Source organism: Balneola sp. EhC07 (assembly GCF_001650905.1).
In the GTDB taxonomy this organism is placed as follows: Bacteria; Bacteroidota; Rhodothermia; order Balneolales; family Balneolaceae; genus Balneola.
In genome coordinates, this window is sequence record NZ_LXYG01000003.1 from 50,115 (window position 1) to 66,278 (window position 16,164).

Consider the following 16,164-nt stretch of genomic DNA (forward strand, 5'->3'; position numbering starts at 1 on the left):
TAAACAACTCATAGGTATTTTTATCTCAGCTTCCCTGCTATAAACCCCGTTGTCCATGCAGCCTGAAAGTTAAACCCTCCGGTTACACCATCTATATCTAAAACTTCACCGGCGAAATAGAGATTTGGCACCTTCTTACTATGCATGGTCTTTATATCAATATCCTGTAGGCTTATCCCTCCACAAGTAACAAATTCCTCTTTAAAAGTAGTTTTTCCGCTTACGGAATATTCATCATTCATCAGAATATGTACCATTCTGTTAATGTTCTTTTTTCCCATATTTTGCCAGATCATGTTCTCTCCCACTTCTACTTTTTCAATCAAAAATTCCCAAAGTCGACCCGGCAATTCAAATGGATTCACATTATGGATCCTTTTTTTGCCATATTCTTCTACTACTCCTTTCAAAGTCTCCCTGATCTCTTGCTCTGACAATTCTCCAGTCCAGTTTATAAGGGTCTTAAATTCATAATTCATTTCGTTAAGTTCTCTGGCTCCAAAAGAAGAAAGCTTTAAGATCGCCGGACCACTCATTCCCCAGTGTGTGATCAACAATGGTCCTTCACTTTTAAGTTTTGAACCCATGATCTTTACAGACACAGGGTCAGCAACTACGCCCATCAATTTTGTAATAGATTCATCAGGCATATTAAAGGTAAACAAAGAAGGAACGGGCTCTTCGGTATTATGCCCCAGTTCACGAAGCCAGTTAAAACCCTCCGTTCGGGGACTTCCTCCGGTTGCTACGACAACTCTTTCTACTTCTTTGGTTTCTCCATTTTTAAAACCAAGAATCAAACCGTTTTTGCTTTCTTTCAAAGTCTTGATTGCAGACTTCGTTTTAATTCCAATTCCCAAATTATGCACTTCCTTCATTAAGCAATCAATGATCGTTTGAGAAGAATCGCTTACCGGAAACATGCGTCCATCTGATTCTGTTTTTAGCTCAACCCCCCGATCATTAAACCAGGAAATAGTATCTGTTGGGGAAAATATCCCGAATGCTTTTTTAAGCGGCTTCTCTCCTCTTGGATAAAATTTTACTAATTCATGGATCTTAAAACAATGATGTGTGACATTGCATCTGCCCCCGCCCGAAATACGAACTTTTGAAAGCAACTTGTCAGATCTTTCATAGATCGTTACCTGTGCATCAGGATTATGCGTTTTAGCAGAAATAGCACTAAAAAATCCGGCAGCTCCACCGCCAATAACAGCAACTTTCATGTTTTTAAGTACAAGATAACAGTTCTTTAAGTCATCATTTAATTTTATGGAACTTAATCCTGTTTTAAGAATGCAATCCGATTCAATAACCCTTATTTTCATCGCTTAATAAATATCGGAATGGATCTACACGTACTAAAATTTGGCGGCACCTCAATGAATGATCACAAAACCTGGAAGCAGGTTTTAGAGATCATCAAGAATTATGAATATCCAATTGTTGTGGTTTCAGCAACTGCGAAAACTACACGTCAGCTTATAGAAGCAGGCAAACTAGCTGCTGATAATAAGTTAGACGAAGCTTTAGAATTGGGCGACGCTATCAAACTTCGTCATCTGGAAATTATCCAGAATTTTCTTGAGGAAAACCCACATCCCAAAAAAACACTCATCAAAGAAAGTTGCGAGAAAAAGCTGGATGAAAAAATCGGGTTACTCCACAAATTCTTAACCTATACTCACAAGGTAGGAGAACTTACTCCTGCCATGAAAGATGCCATTGCATCCATAGGTGAGCAGATCTCTTCTTACTTGCTCGCTCAATGTGGTTTGGCAACCGACCAGCTTACTCAGTTTGTTGACGCTAAAAAGATCATCAAAACAGATAACAACTATGGAAATGCTTTTCCTAATTTTGGATTGATCAATCAAAGGATCGGCTCACTTGAGACTCTTCTTGATGGTGGATTTACACCTGTTATAGGTGGTTTTTATGGTGAAGCTCCCGACGGAACTACAACAACTCTGGGTTTTGAAGGTTCTGATTATTCAGCCAGCCTGATCGGCGGAGCGCTCCACTCTAAAAGCATAGAGATCTGGACAGATGTAAGTGGCGTTTTCACAAGCGATCCAAGATTCATAAAAGACGCAAAGCCGATTCCTGAGCTCAGTTATTTTGATGCCACAGAAATGGCTTATTTTGGTTCTAAAGTATTACACCCATCCACACTGAAACCTGCCCAAGAACGTAATATTCCTGTTCTTGTTAAAAACATGTTTGCTCCTGAGGAAAGCGGAACAAGAATCATCAGAGAAAGCGCACAGACTCAAAAAGCTTTGGCTGTTTCTTTCAAAGAAGATATGGCGCTTTTAACTGTGAGCGCCTACGAAACGGTTATGGGATACAATTTTCTTACCCGGGTTTTTAAAGCGCTCGAAGATCACCGTTTAGCTGTTGATGCAGTCAACACAACGGAAGCTTCGGTTACCATTGCTCTTTCTGATTCGGAAAAGCTGGATGAAATCGCCAAAAGCCTGATCGAGATCGGCAACGTTGACCTTGAAAGAGAAAAAGGATTGATCAGTATTATTGGCTATCGATCTTCTGATGCAACAGAACTTAGCAACGATATTTTTGATGCAATACAACCTGTCTCTTTAGGCATGATATCTTACACAAAGCAAAAAAGAATTCTGAATTTAGCGGTTGATCAAACAATCATGGTTGAAACAGCACAAAAGATTCACTCTTCTCTTTTTTAAGTATTTTCTTTATCTGATTTATCAGGCTGAATTTTTGTAGCTGCTTTGGGCATTACAATACCAAGTGATTTAGCACGGGTTCTCCATTTTTCACGAGCGAGTTTTTGCATGTCTTCGATGGCATCGATCTCGTCTACAATTTCCATTCCAAGCAGAGTTTCGACTACATCTTCCATAGTAACTACTCCGACCAGCCCTCCATATTCATCTACCACTACTGCAATATGTTCTTGGTTTTCCAATAGTTTTTCGAGCACATTTTTCAATGAAATTACTTCTGGAATGATCAAGACTTCTCTTCGAATATCTTTTAATTTTTTATCTCCCTTTCCTTCCGATTGGTTCAGAAATAAATCATTCTTCAAAACATAACCGGTAATATCTTCCTCATTTTCTCCAAAAACCGGCATTCTGGAAACTCTGAGTTCCTCTTTGTTTTCAAGAACTTCATTGATGGTCATGTCTTCCTGGAATTTAACCACCACAATTCTGGGAGTCATGATATCAAGAACCTTAAGAGAGCTAAATCGAATCAGGTTTTTAAAAATATTGGATTCCCCTTCCTCAAATACTCCTTCTTCAAAACCAATTTCTGCCATTGCTCCGATCTCTTCCCGACTTATAGACGGTTGATTTTCTTCTTTGGATAACCATTTTGTGATCCATCTTGACAATACTACAAGCGGGTAAGTAATAACAATTAGAACACCGGTTACTCTTGCTGATGGAACGGCTAAAGTTTTCCAATAAGTGGCTCCTAAAGTCTTTGGGATAATTTCAGAAAGCACCAAAATCAATAAGGTGAGCACGGCTGATGTGATGCTAACGTATGCATTCCCAAATACAACCTGAGCCTGAGCACCAACTCCGGCAGCACCAACTGTATGAGCAACTGTATTCAAACTCAAAATTGCTGATAAAGGCTGATCTATATCTTGTTTGAGTTTGCGAAGCATTTTACCTGAACTCGCATTTTTATTCTCTAATACAGCAACATAAGACGGAGTAATTGACAATAAAACTGCCTCCAGAATCGAACACATAAAAGAAACACCTATTGCCAGTATCAAATAAAATATCAGTAAAGTCATTGATTGGTTTTTAATTCAATTTTAAGCTGAGTTGAGAAAATACAACTCTCATTACACAATGGTCATTCCACAGCGTATGCCTGAAATCTTGATCTATGTTAGTCAAAGAAATTCAGTTTCAATGTACAATTCAGATTCCTACCCTGCCTATGCCGCAGGCAGGCTTCACAGGAATGACTATCAGCCCTTTTTCTTCATCTCAAGAATACCATAGTTAAACACTCATCCTAAAAGAATGTATAAAAAATTATCAAGCTTTAGTGTTAAAGGCTTCATTTTATGGCTATTTTAGAAGTCTTTGAATAAAATGACTAAATGCTCCAATTAGAAAAAATATCTCTTGCCCTTGGCGACAGGGATTTACTTGACGAAATTTCAACCTTGATAAATCCGGGTGAACGAATTGGTTTGGTTGGCCCTAATGGTGCCGGGAAATCAACTTTACTCAAAATTATCATGGGTATTCAGGAAAAGGATGCGGGCTCCATTGTTCTTTCCAATGAAGAAACCCTTGGCTATCTCCCTCAGGATGGTGTTGATCCTGATTTTGAGCTCACCGTGATCGAAGAGGTTGAAACTGCTTTTTCTGAGATCTTTGATCTCGAAGAAGAAGTAAATCAACTTCAACAAAAACTGGCAGAAACAGATCCTGAATCTGACGAACATGAAAAGTTACTCGAAAGATACGGTCTCCTGCAAACCAAACTGGAAGCTTCCGGTCTCTATACTTTGCGTTCTGACGTTGAAAAGATTCTGATGGGTCTTGGATTTAAAGAATCAGATTTTTCCAGAAATACCACCGAATTCAGTGGTGGTTGGTTGATGAGAATTGCTTTGGCTAAGCTTCTCCTTAAAAAACCTACTTACCTTCTTTTGGATGAGCCTACAAACCACTTGGATATTGAATCTTTGCAATGGATGGAAAATTTTCTGAATTCCTATGAAGGTGCTGTAATTGTAGTTTCACATGACAGGGCGTTTTTGGATACCATCACCAATAGAACACTTGCTCTTCGGAAAGGGAAAATGAGTGACTATTCCGGAAATTACTCCTTTTACGAAAGAAAATGGGAAGAAGAGCGTGAGCTTTTGATCAATGCACAGAAAAATCAGGCTAAAGAACTCAAAGAAACGGAAGAATTTATTGAGCGTTTCCGGTATAAAGCATCTAAAGCTCGGCAGGTTCAAAGTCGAGTTAAACAACTTGAGAAAATAGATCGCATTGAAGTTGAAGATGAGCTGGCTAATGTTTCATTCAGCTTCCCCGAACCTGAAAGAAGCGGACAGGTTGTGATGAGATTGGAAAGCATCAAGAAAAGCTACGGTGATAATGTAGTTTTTGATGGACTGGATTATGAAATCGAACGCGGTGATAAAATTGCCGTGGTTGGACCAAATGGCGCAGGAAAGTCGACTATGATCCGAATTCTTGCCGGGATAGAATCTATTCAGGGTGGGGAACGAAACGAAGGACATAAAGTAACTACGAACTACTTTGCTCAGCATCAGGCAGAAGATCTGGATCTTAAAAAAGATGCACTTGAAGTAATGATGAGTGCGGGTTCTAACGAAAAAGAAAGCCGATTGCGTTCTATTTTGGGGAGTTTCCTTTTCCGTGGTGATGATGTCTTCAAAAAAGTTAAAGTTCTTTCCGGTGGAGAAAAAAGCCGGTTGGCACTGGCAAAGATGTTACTCTCCCCTGCCAACTTTCTCATATTTGATGAGCCTACAAACCACTTGGATATGAGTAGTAAAAACATCCTGCAACAAGCTCTTCAACAATATGAAGGAACTTGTGTAATTGTATCTCATGATCGTGCTTTTTTAGATCCTATTGTAGATAAGGTTTTGGAAGTTCAAAAAAACAGAGTTCGTACTTACCTTGGTAATGTCTCTTATTTCCTTGATAAGAAAAAGGAAGAAGCTGAAGCTCAAAAAAACTCGGGAGCATCAGAGCAATCTAAATCAGCATCTTCAGATGACAGCTCTCTTTCAAGAAAAGAACAACGACGGATAGAAGCTGAACGCAGAAATAAGATCAGTAAAGAAGTAAATCCCATTAAAAAGAAGTTAGAAAAAGTTGAAAAGGAGATCGAGCAATCTGAAAGCAGAAAAAATGAAATTGAAGCTTTAATGGCAGAAGTTGATTTCTACGATGATGCGGACAGGGTTAAGAAAACCTCATTAGAATATGAGAATATAAAAATGGATCTTACAGACAAATATTCAAAATGGGAAGAATATGCCAATAGAATTGAAGCCATAGAACAAGAAATAGCATGAAATTAAATACTAAGCATCTATTATTATCTCTTTGCATTGCAATCATAAGTATTAGCTGTGGGACATCAGAACCTGCATTACTAAAACCTGAGCTTTCTTCAGAGATGAATAACACTCAACAATCCGCTGCTAAACCAGATACTTCCCGTTCTATTGCCGTAACCATCAATGAACGTGTTAAATATGAACTCACTAAAATTGATACTTCCTGGACAGGAGTTGTTCTGCAATACGACACAAACGACCCGCTAACAAGAAAGATAGTCCGCGAAATCCCTTTGGTTCCTGCTTATGGTTGGTCTGATTTCGAAAACGTGGTCCAATTTCTTATGATCTATACTATACCTGATCAAAAGGAAATCGAAAATCATACGCCGGCTCCGATTTCAAATCAATCCCGATCATATAAAATTGCCGTTTTTGATGGTGAAAATTCCAGAACCTATCACTATTTCAATCCTGAAGGTGAACTTAATGAATATTGGGAATCACGAAATGTAGTTACTTTTGGAACCTATTTGACTTCTGAGATGAAGGTTATTGAAGAGAAAAATTAGACTCTAAACTCTTCTTTTAAAATTTTTATTGCTTCATCAAATCTATTTGGATGATACTTATATCTAAGCTCAGCACCAGGGCCTAACAACTTTTTATATTTAACATCTACTTCTTTTCCTTCTGGTTTAGGATCAAACACCCAGAGCCTTTGAAAAAGATCTATACCGGCCGTTCCAAGAGCGTACAAATATTTAAAAAAAAGATCTGTCTCTGGCAATGAAAACCCAATTATGAATAAGTTTTCTGCTTCACTTAAAGCTTTAGAAGCTTTTCTCCATACTTCTCTTATTTCTTTATTGTTGAAAGTTTTATTAAATGTTGGTGGCACTAAAAAAACTTCTTTCCCAATTTTTTCGTTTTCTTTTTTGAATTCCCCATCTAAAATATGAGATCCTAATGTCAAATAACCACCATCTGTGTGATAACCATATGAACGATTCGAAAAATAAGAAGCAAAATCCCATGGTATAATCTGATTTGATTCCTCTTCAACTCCCCAGTTCAATGATCCATGGAGTTTATAAATAGGTATCGGATTCCTAGAACTTGAATAAGCTTTTAAACCATAATCAACACCTATACCTGCTTTTTCAAAACTTAAATCCAACATAAGGTCATAGTTAAAACTTATTATTTTAACATCATGGTTAGGCTGTCCTTTTCTTCTTAACCTATTTACTAATTTTACAAAATCAACATAACTACCCATAGGCGTTATGTTTCCATTAGCAATCGGTAATTTAATCGACCTTTCTAGCGTGACAATAATCAATTCTTTAAGTGCTTTTACGAATTCAGATGCATGTGTAGTTCTATTCCCTTCATCCGGCTCGTTAAAATAATGACCTAAATAAGAGGACATTTCAAAAATTGAAAATACTGATTCTAAATTATTAAGATTTAATTTTGACTTTGAATGTACCCTTTGTAATTCTCCTAATGCTGAAAAAACTCTTTTAAATGATTTTTCTTGGTCAGGTTGAATGTTGCCAGTTTTCCAAAGCTTCCAAGCTTCATCTAGAAAATTATTTACAAGAGGAGCCCCGACATCATGTGACGCGCCTGCACCTAATACAAACACCGTTTTTGTTTGCTCACTCATTTAGCAAAGATCTGGCTCTTATCTCCGAATGCCTTGAACTCTAGCGCATTTCCGCTGGGATCCAGAAAGAACATGGTTGCCTGTTCGCCGGGTTCACCTTTAAAACGGATATAAGGTTCTATGATGAACTCTATTCCGGCTTCTTCCACTCTTTTTGAAAGTGCCTGCCATTCATCCATTTCCAGAATTACACCAAAATGTCGAACCGGAACTCCTTTTCCATCTACTGCTCCTTTAGCTGATTCTTTGGCTTCGTCAGGACTGAGATGTGCTACTACCTGATGTCCCCACATATTAAAATCGATCCAATGATCGGAGGATCGGCCTGTTGAACAACCTAAAATTTCAGTATAAAAGGTGTGTGTTTCTTCCAGATCTTTAACCGGAAATGCCAGATGAAATGGTGGAATGTTTTTACTCATATCTTGTGTTTTATGAAGCCAAGGAATCACAAAAACACTAACTAGTTACTTTTAAGATCGTTGGCTTAGCGAAGTTAACTTGATTGATCTAACTTAAAAAAAATAGAGTAATTATTTTTTGTGATTCTGTGTTTTAGTGGCATTTTTAATATTCATAATCCTTAATAGAAAAGAATGGAATCCAAGAAAATAGAGTTTACAGGATCAACGGGTGAAAGTTTATCTGCAAAAATTGACCTGCCTGATGGAGATACTAAAGCCTGCGCCTTATTTGCTCATTGTTTTACCTGTTCAAAAGACCTGAAAGCAGTGGGTAATATCACAAAAGCATTGGCGGGAATTGGAATTGCTACTTTTCGCTTCGACTTTACAGGGCTTGGACAAAGTGAAGGGGATTTTGCTGATACTAACTTCTCAAGCAATGTTGATGATCTGGTTAAGGCTTATGAATACATGGATAAAGAATTTTCAGCCCCTTCCATATTGATCGGACATTCCTTAGGCGGAGCTGCTGTACTTCAAGCTTCTCATAAAATGGAAGCAATAAAAGCAGTTGCAACCATTGCTGCCCCTGCGGAACCTGCACATGTTAAAGAGAACTTTGAAATGAGCCTTGATGAGATCAACGAAAAAGGAGAAGCAAAAGTAAGCTTAGCCGGACGTCCGTTCACCATCAAGAAACAATTCATCGATGACCTTGAAGAAACCCGCATGAAAAAATTTATTCATAATCTTGGTAAAGCTTTGATCGTATTTCATTCTCCTATCGACAATACAGTAGGAATTGATAACGCCTCAAAAATTTTTATTGCAGCCAAACACCCGAAGAGTTTTATATCCCTCGATAAAGCAGATCACCTGTTATCTGAAAAAGAAGACAGCCTGTATATAGGAAAAGTTTTAGGCACCTGGGCTGAGAAATATATTTGAAAAAAATCTCCCTTCGAAGGGAGATGTTCACTCATCCAACTCTTTCAATTTCATTTCTGAAAGCTCGAGATTTACTTTGGAAGAAATATTAGCAGCGATATCTCTGTTCTTCTTTTTCACTTTCATTGTTCTTGATGTAAGCTCGTCTCCCGGAAGTTCAGAAAGCGCTCTTGCATTTTTTCCATGAATGATCAATTTAGTAGAAAAGAGCCCTTTCTTGTATTCCATCATATCAATTTCTGAAAATGGAATTTCTACGGTAGCTAAGTCTGATTTATAAGCTCCCATTATCGCATCTTTTTTCTGAAATTCGATGAACAATTTTTGGCCTTTCACGCTCAGGATTCCTTCCACTAACATAAATCCGCCGTTCAATTGATCGATCTCAAATGGTAAGCTTCGCATATTTTTAACTGTTTTTTATTGACTTAACTGTCGAAATAATTATTTCTAAAAAGGTACAAAAAATCTGTAAGGACTTCCTCATGAAACTGTCTAACTATACGGTTGAGGGAAACATTACTAATCATACATTTGAGGGCTCAACCCTCAATGTCCTTCCAGGGGTGAAAGATGGAATATTCTTTTACCCTCTTTTTTTTGAACCCTCATTAAGGCATTTTTTTAGCTTTTGTTGATTAAGTGCTTTCACTCTGCTATTCTCTGTGCATGAGAGGTCTCATCACTGTAATTCTTATATTTATCCCGTCCCTGATTATTGCTCAATCGGCAAATTTTCAGGATGACTTTTCCGATCAGGATATTTCTGACTGGACCGGAGATAATGCGGACTTTACTTTTGTAACTGAAATCGGCAATGTATTACTTCAGCAAGATGCTGCTTCCGCCGGCTCTTCTCAGTTGAGCATTCCATCAACAAACGTAATTGGGTTCTGGGAATTCTTTATTCGTTTAGACGGATTCAATCCTTCTGATGGAAACAAATCTGAGATCTACTTAATGAGTGACTCCGCTAACTTCGATCAGGCTATAGATGGATATATGCTACAGGCCGGAGAAGATGGTTCGGGAGATGTTTTCAGATTATTCCGAATCACTGACGGAACCAAAGACGGAGAAGTACTAACCGGAACAACCGATATTTCAGATGGTGGCGACTTCAGAGTTCGTGTGAACAGAGATGCTTCCGGAAACTGGGCGCTTTCAGTGGCAAATTCATATTCCAGTGTAACTGTAGAAGAAGCAACGGGCACGGATAACACCTACAGCTCCACTTCATTTTTGGGGTTCAAAAATACATACACAGCAACCAGAGCTGATAAATTCTTCTTCGATTTTAAAATTGATATTCCCCCTATACAAATTGCTGATGCTACAGTACTGAACGCTACCACGATCAATGTAAATTTCAGCAAAAATTACAATCCTGCAACCATACAAAACTCCGATTTTACAATTTCGCCCGGCAACTTAAATCCGACAACTATTGATCAGCCTTCTGGTTCCTCTGTTGAATTGGTATTTGGCAGCAACTTACCAAGCGGTTCTTTTGATCTTGATATTACTTCCATAGAAGATTCCAACAACCAAACCACCCTGACTGACACCACCATTACTTTATTCAGGTTTGAAGAATATCAATCAGGTGATATCATCATAAATGAATTTTTAAAAGATCCACCCGGAGCACTTGAAGAATATGTGGAATTGAAAAACACATCATCTCGTTTGCTCAATTTGAAAGATTGGGAATTAGGTGATAACGGTTCTCTCAGTGTAATCTCCGATCAGGATCTTGCCATTTTTCCTGATAGTTTTGTAGTTATCACTTCTGATACTGCCGCTCTGAAAAGTGTTTTCGGAAATGTGTATGCTATACAAATTTCACTTCCGGCGTTCAATAACACAACTGATCAGGTTCGTCTTTACGATGAGAATGGTACTACCATTGATTCTTTAGAATACACACCCGATTGGGGCGGCGATAATGTGGCGTTGGAACGCAGAAGCCCAACGGCTCCATCTGTTTTTATGGAAAACTGGGACGATTCACCCAATCCAAATTCTGGAACAGCAGGAATGGAAAATGAAGTTGATCAGGATAATACATCTCCAAATCTGGAAACTTTGAGCATCGTTAATGATTCTACATTCATCCTCACATTCACAGAACGTATCAATCCTGATTCGGCCGGCAATCCGGATAACTACGAAATCGCTCTGAACACCAAAGCCGTTCAAGGGCAAAACGCTTTTTTTGTCGCAACTTTTCTGGAGCCTGACTCTGTAAAGCTCGTTGTTAAAGGAGGAATCCCAAATACACCCAGTGGTGGAGAAATTATCATTTACAATCAGGCAGATATATTTGGTAACATAAATCCATCCATAAGCAGAAGTTTTCAATACATACAAACAGAAACAGCCGAACCGGGTGACGTATTCATCAATGAGTTTGTATATGATCCTCCGGGGTCGCTTACCGAGTTTGTGGAGATTTATAATCCAACAGATAAAGCATTTAACCTGAAAGGGTGGACTTTAAGTGACAACTCCGGCAACGAAGTGGTTTTAACAAACGAAGATTTCTTTTTCAGAAAAACAGAACCCACTTCAGGCTTTCCGGATAATCCATATATAATTTTAACTCCGGACAGTTCCATTGGCGTAGGTCAACCAAATCGAAGAGTAGTAATGGGAAGCCGTTTTCCAACCTTGAATAATACTACTGATGCTATCGTCTTAAAAAATGCGGACGGAGTTGCTATCGACTCACTTACTTATACTCAAGACTGGGGAGGCGATGAAGTTTCTTTGGAGCGACGATCTGTTTCTGTAACCGGTCAGTATCAGGAAAACTGGGGTGATAGTCCTTCTCCTCAATTTGCCACGCCATCTGAGCCCAACCTTGTGAGCCGGGATAACGAAGCGCCCGCATTAGAAAATGCTTTTGCTCTAAATAACACTTCTGTTACTCTTGTATATGATGAGCGGCTGGAACAAAGTGCTGCACAAAATGTCTCCAACTACACATTTTCACCATCTCTGTCTGTCTCTTCGATTTCTCAGAATAGAAATCAAGTAACCCTGATCTTTAATGAGACTTTGCAAAATGAAACTACTTATTCCATAACGATAAACGATCAGCAGGATATTTTCGGGAACACGAATACTCAAATTTCCACAACGGTACGATATCTGGAATTTTCTCCTCCCCAACCTTCTGATATTGTCATAAATGAGATCCTCTATCAAAAAGAGAATGAAAACTCTCCGGAATTCATCGAGCTGTTTAACAATTCTGACAACAATTTTGATCTGAGCAATTGGACCATTTCTGATGCTGCTGATAATTCCGCCACGCTGCCTGAGGGAACTTCTCTTGAAGCCGGAAATTATGTGGTGTTAACGGATCGTCAGAATTTTGCCAGCTCACTGTCAAACGGGATTTTCCTTTCAGGATTTCCTTCACTCAACGACTCCGGCGATGGAATTATCCTTAAAAATGAATCCGGAGTTACCATAGATAGTTTGTTTTACACCGAACGTTTTGGTGGAAATCAGGATGGAATTTCTGCTGAAAAAAAAGATCCTAACGGTGCTTCCAACGATCCCAACAATTGGAACAGCAACACTTCCGAATCCGGAAACAGTGCCGGTGTTGAAAATTCAGTTTTTCAGTTAGATACTATTTCTCCTGAGATCATTTTTGCTAAGCTTCAGGAAAACGGTAATGTGGTTATCGCTTTTTCGGAGTTTGTGGATATTTCAGGAAGTACGATAAGTGCAGGCGGACAACAACGTTCTGTATTAAATTTCTCTCCAACGGAAGCAAATATAGTAACCGTGGATGGCTCGGGTTTGTCGACGAATGAGCACATTGAAGTTTCAATTACGGATCTTGCAGATGTAGTCGGAAACGTAAATTCATCTGCATCCGGACAGATCTCTCAAAAAATCACTCCCGGCTCTGTGGTCATCAATGAGATCTTGTATGATCCGCTTTCTGACGACGAAGACAATCTACCGGATCAAACCGAATACATCGAACTGTACAACACTCAGGATTACGCCATTTCGTTGGAAGAGATCTTTCTGAATGACGCTCCCGATGAGGATAATGAAGTCAATCGGCTTGATCCCGTTTCATCTGAATTCAAGTGGATTCAGCCTAACGGATATTTTCTGATCTATGCTGAAGATCAAACCTTTGATTTTTCTGAAAGTCAACTAGCCGAATATTTTGGCATGGAATCTCAATCGGATCAGTTTACCATGCAGATCGATCGTTCTAGTTTAAGCTTGTCTGCTTCGGGAGATGCGATCTTCATTTCTGACAGTTCAGGAACTACTATTGATTCTGTTTTTTATGATGAGAGTTGGCAAAATCCGAATCGTGTAAGCGTTGATGGTGTGGCTCTGGAAAAGATCAATCCAACCGGACCAAGTAACGATGAAAGCAACTGGAGTTCCAGTACAGAAGTAATCGGAGGAACTCCCGCTCAGCAAAATTCTATTTATCAGGAATTCGGTTCTGCTCCGGATAACTCAGGAATTACGTTTACTCCAAATCCTTTCTCACCCGATGATGATGGGTTTGAGGATTTCTTAACTATCAATTATACACTGGATGAAGCTGATTATTTGCTACGAGTCAGAATCTATGACCGGTATGGCCGAGAAGTCCGTGAATTAGCAGACGGCAAGCCTGCAGGATTTTCAGGTAGTTTAATTTGGGATGGGCTAACAGATTCCGGAAACAAAAACAGAGTGGGAATCCACATCGTGCTTTTTGAAGCCTATAACAGCGCCGCCGGAAGAGATCGAACGTTTAAAGAAACCGTGGTTATTGCGAGAAAGTTTTGAATGTAACAAGTAAAACATCTATAATTTGATATGAAATTCTCGTACTTAATAGGACTTATATTATTTATTACTTGTTCAGAAGGTCCAACATTTGAAAGAAATAATTCTAATGATCCAAAGTCAGATAGTTTTGAACCTGACTTTACAGAGAGTTTTTCAGAAAATCTGAGAACAGTTGAATTCAATGTTATACGTAGTGATATCAGTTCTGAAAAATTTGAGAAAACTATTTCAATTAAATGGCCTGAAGTTGAAAAAAGCTATAGCTACAGTTACAAAGTTTCCAAAATAGATATGTATGGGCTAGAAGAATTTGTAGGAGAGTTTGATAAAGAAACTACTTCTATTCAAGACACAATATTAAAACCTGGGTTTTATACTTACAAAATAAAGATACTGCTACATGATTTTGGAATTGAATCTGCCCATTCTTTTGGTGAATTAAACTTTTCTCATATAATTGAGGGACCAAAGATGCACAGTGACGTGCATTGGTGGGGTGTTGATGTTGTTCAATTGGATGAAAATAGAATAATGGTTACCAATCCAACTATCTACTCTAGATTTAAATCCGGTGTTTATGATTCTGAAACTAAAGCATGGCAAAATATACCCAATCCACCTAACGGGGATAATCCAAGAACCCATATAATTTCGGACGATAGAGCCGTTCGGCTGGATAAAAACGGCTATTCTTTTCTAGACTTAGAAACTCTAACTTGGTTTGGTTACTCAAACTGGTCTTTAGATCATTATTTCTATTCAGCTTTTTTTAATACAAAGAGTATTCTTATAACTGAATATTTGGGATCTAAAGTTTATTTATTTGATACTGAGACGAAAGCTTTACGCCAGACTTCTTCCACCTCAAAAATAAAAAAAATAGAAACGTTGATTAAAGTTCGCAATGATATCGCTCTTGCAATTGGAAGTGACTCCGAAACTGAAAAATCATACACAATTGAACTGTACGATTTAAATACAAAGAACTGGAAAAAGCTTAACGATCTTTCAGTTGGATTTTACAATCCGAGAGCTCATCGTTTAAATCAAAATGAAGTCTTAATTTTTGAAAGAAGAGGTCCTAATGAAAACCCAACCAAAGTATTAAAGTACAATTTTTTAAATGAAAAACAGGAAGTCGTTGGTTCTTTAGAAGAAAGGCAGCCAATACTTACAAGACTACCTAACTTACCGGTTTATTCATTTTCTCAAAATGGTAATGAAGTCATTATTTTTATTAGTCCAACTAAACCGGATGCAATGATTGCATATCAAATATATAATCAAGAACTAAATACTTTATCTAAACCTGTTCATCATTTCCGTTATGACCCAACAACAACATTAGAATTTAAAGCTACTTTAACTTCGCAAATTGGTTGGGGGAAGCTTCCAAATGGGGATATCCTTCTAGTTTCTGACAATGAACAAACAGCAATATTTAAACTTAGTTATCAATAATTTATCAAAGCATTTGTAAAGTATTGTATTGAACGATTTTATCTTTTTTCTTAAGAGATGTGAATGTTACTCCAACAAAGGAAACCATATAGATTTGCTGAAGCAATTAAAATCATGGTATAAGAGTGCTGAACATTAACCATTATCTCATCAACCTTTTATTCATTGATAATATCTCACTTCATGAACACTACCTGAATCAATAACTTCCCATGGAGCATTTTTATTTCTTCTTATATAAAACCTAATGGTGATGCCTAATCCTTTTTCACCATAGCTGTCTATAAAAATAATTCCCCTGTTTTCAGAAATAATTGGAGTGGATAAAAAATAGACATTATTAAAACCTGAATAATTAAATGGCGGAGGAATTGATGAATCTTTTAAAAAATCTGGGATTTCTTTCTGTTCTACAACTTTGTGGCCGTCTGTCAACTCTTCGGTAACAATTATTTTTTTGTAGTTCTTAATACTTTCCGAAAATCCAGATATAACCTCTTTGGAAAAATAAATCTCCAAGCTATCGGAGGGCTCGGATAGAAAAAATACATTATCTAAAGAGAAGCCCTCATCCAAATAGTCTACGATCTTTTCTTTTGGTAAAGTTTCATAGTAGATCGGATTATCATTCTCATTTAGATTGGATAAGAAGTATTCAAGTAACTCCTCTTTTTCTTCAATCTCAGACATTTGATTATTGCAACCAAAAAAGCCAACTATGATTATTAATAAGCTAATCAAAGAATAGAATATAATTTTGGAGCTATTCATTTTATCTA

At 37.9% G+C, this 16,164-nt stretch carries 12 protein-coding genes; 6 read left to right on the forward strand and 6 right to left on the reverse strand.

The annotated features are described in order from the left end of the window. Window positions 1–20: 20 nt before the first annotated feature. Window positions 21–1,229, reverse strand: a complete 1,209-nt coding sequence (locus A8B79_RS02615) for an NAD(P)/FAD-dependent oxidoreductase (RefSeq protein WP_066217675.1) — start codon at window positions 1,227–1,229, stop codon at window positions 21–23. Window positions 1,230–1,349: 120 nt separating this feature from the next. On the opposite strand from A8B79_RS02615, the gene A8B79_RS02620 reads away from it, so the two are divergent. Further along, window positions 1,350–2,711, forward strand: a complete 1,362-nt coding sequence (locus A8B79_RS02620) for an aspartate kinase (protein ID WP_066217653.1) — start codon at window positions 1,350–1,352, stop codon at window positions 2,709–2,711. Here the strand turns inward: A8B79_RS02620 and A8B79_RS02625 are convergent. After that, window positions 2,708–3,802: a CNNM domain-containing protein gene (locus A8B79_RS02625; RefSeq protein WP_066217656.1), complete on the reverse strand. Its 1,095-nt coding sequence runs from the start codon at window positions 3,800–3,802 to the stop codon at window positions 2,708–2,710. The genes A8B79_RS02620 and A8B79_RS02625 overlap by 4 nt on opposite strands. Window positions 3,803–4,117: 315 nt before the next feature. Between A8B79_RS02625 and A8B79_RS02630 the strand changes: the two genes are divergently transcribed. Next, a complete protein-coding gene (locus A8B79_RS02630; RefSeq protein ID WP_066217658.1) occupies window positions 4,118–6,085 on the forward strand; it encodes an ABC-F family ATP-binding cassette domain-containing protein in 1,968 nt (655 codons plus the stop codon). Next, a complete protein-coding gene (locus A8B79_RS02635) occupies window positions 6,082–6,642 on the forward strand; it encodes a hypothetical protein (protein ID WP_066217660.1) in 561 nt (186 codons plus the stop codon). The genes A8B79_RS02630 and A8B79_RS02635 overlap by 4 nt, the downstream gene beginning before the upstream one ends. Here the strand turns inward: A8B79_RS02635 and A8B79_RS02640 are convergent. Further along, window positions 6,639–7,745 (reverse strand): SIR2 family protein, encoded by a 1,107-nt coding sequence (locus tag A8B79_RS02640; RefSeq protein ID WP_066217662.1) that lies wholly within the window; start codon window positions 7,743–7,745, stop codon window positions 6,639–6,641. The two genes, A8B79_RS02635 and A8B79_RS02640, sit on opposite strands and share 4 nt — an antisense overlap. Further along, on the reverse strand, window positions 7,742–8,167 hold the full coding sequence (locus A8B79_RS02645; RefSeq protein ID WP_066217677.1) for a VOC family protein: 426 nt from the start codon (window positions 8,165–8,167) through the stop codon (window positions 7,742–7,744). Before A8B79_RS02645 ends, A8B79_RS02640 begins: the two co-directional genes overlap by 4 nt. Before the next feature lie 174 nt (window positions 8,168–8,341). Between A8B79_RS02645 and A8B79_RS02650 the strand changes: the two genes are divergently transcribed. Further along, window positions 8,342–9,097, forward strand: a complete 756-nt coding sequence (locus A8B79_RS02650; RefSeq protein WP_066217664.1) for an alpha/beta hydrolase family protein — start codon at window positions 8,342–8,344, stop codon at window positions 9,095–9,097. Window positions 9,098–9,124: 27 nt separating this feature from the next. On the opposite strand, the gene A8B79_RS02655 is transcribed toward A8B79_RS02650, so the two are convergent. Continuing rightward, window positions 9,125–9,502, reverse strand: coding sequence for a hypothetical protein (locus A8B79_RS02655; RefSeq protein WP_066217667.1), 378 nt, complete (start codon window positions 9,500–9,502; stop codon window positions 9,125–9,127). Between the two features lie 264 nt (window positions 9,503–9,766). On the opposite strand from A8B79_RS02655, the gene A8B79_RS02660 reads away from it, so the two are divergent. Beyond that, entirely contained in the window at window positions 9,767–13,921 is a 4,155-nt protein-coding gene (locus tag A8B79_RS02660) for a lamin tail domain-containing protein (RefSeq protein WP_066217669.1), read from the forward strand. Between the two features lie 30 nt (window positions 13,922–13,951). Continuing rightward, a complete protein-coding gene (locus A8B79_RS02665) occupies window positions 13,952–15,385 on the forward strand; it encodes a hypothetical protein (protein ID WP_066217670.1) in 1,434 nt (477 codons plus the stop codon). A 162-nt stretch (window positions 15,386–15,547) separates the two neighbouring features. On the opposite strand, the gene A8B79_RS02670 is transcribed toward A8B79_RS02665, so the two are convergent. Beyond that, window positions 15,548–16,164, reverse strand: a 617-nt coding sequence (locus tag A8B79_RS02670) for a hypothetical protein (protein ID WP_235603530.1), incomplete at its 5' end; no start/stop codon positions are given.

Bases quoted from the DNA above. Each gene is read 5' to 3' on its own strand.
- A8B79_RS02620 (WP_066217653.1), top strand. From the start codon at position 1,350: ATGGATCTACACGTACTAAAATTTGGCGGCACCTCAATGAATGATCAC.
- A8B79_RS02640 (WP_066217662.1), bottom strand. From the start codon at position 7,745: ATGAGTGAGCAAACAAAAACGGTGTTTGTATTAGGTGCAGGCGCGTCA.
- A8B79_RS02655 (WP_066217667.1), bottom strand. From the start codon at position 9,502: ATGCGAAGCTTACCATTTGAGATCGATCAATTGAACGGCGGATTTATG.
- A8B79_RS02625 (WP_066217656.1), bottom strand. From the start codon at position 3,802: ATGACTTTACTGATATTTTATTTGATACTGGCAATAGGTGTTTCTTTT.
- A8B79_RS02615 (WP_066217675.1), bottom strand. From the start codon at position 1,229: ATGAAAGTTGCTGTTATTGGCGGTGGAGCTGCCGGATTTTTTAGTGCT.
- A8B79_RS02665 (WP_066217670.1), top strand. From the start codon at position 13,952: ATGAAATTCTCGTACTTAATAGGACTTATATTATTTATTACTTGTTCA.
- A8B79_RS02630 (WP_066217658.1), top strand. From the start codon at position 4,118: ATGCTCCAATTAGAAAAAATATCTCTTGCCCTTGGCGACAGGGATTTA.
- A8B79_RS02650 (WP_066217664.1), top strand. From the start codon at position 8,342: ATGGAATCCAAGAAAATAGAGTTTACAGGATCAACGGGTGAAAGTTTA.
- A8B79_RS02645 (WP_066217677.1), bottom strand. From the start codon at position 8,167: ATGAGTAAAAACATTCCACCATTTCATCTGGCATTTCCGGTTAAAGAT.
- A8B79_RS02660 (WP_066217669.1), top strand. From the start codon at position 9,767: ATGAGAGGTCTCATCACTGTAATTCTTATATTTATCCCGTCCCTGATT.
- A8B79_RS02635 (WP_066217660.1), top strand. From the start codon at position 6,082: ATGAAATTAAATACTAAGCATCTATTATTATCTCTTTGCATTGCAATC.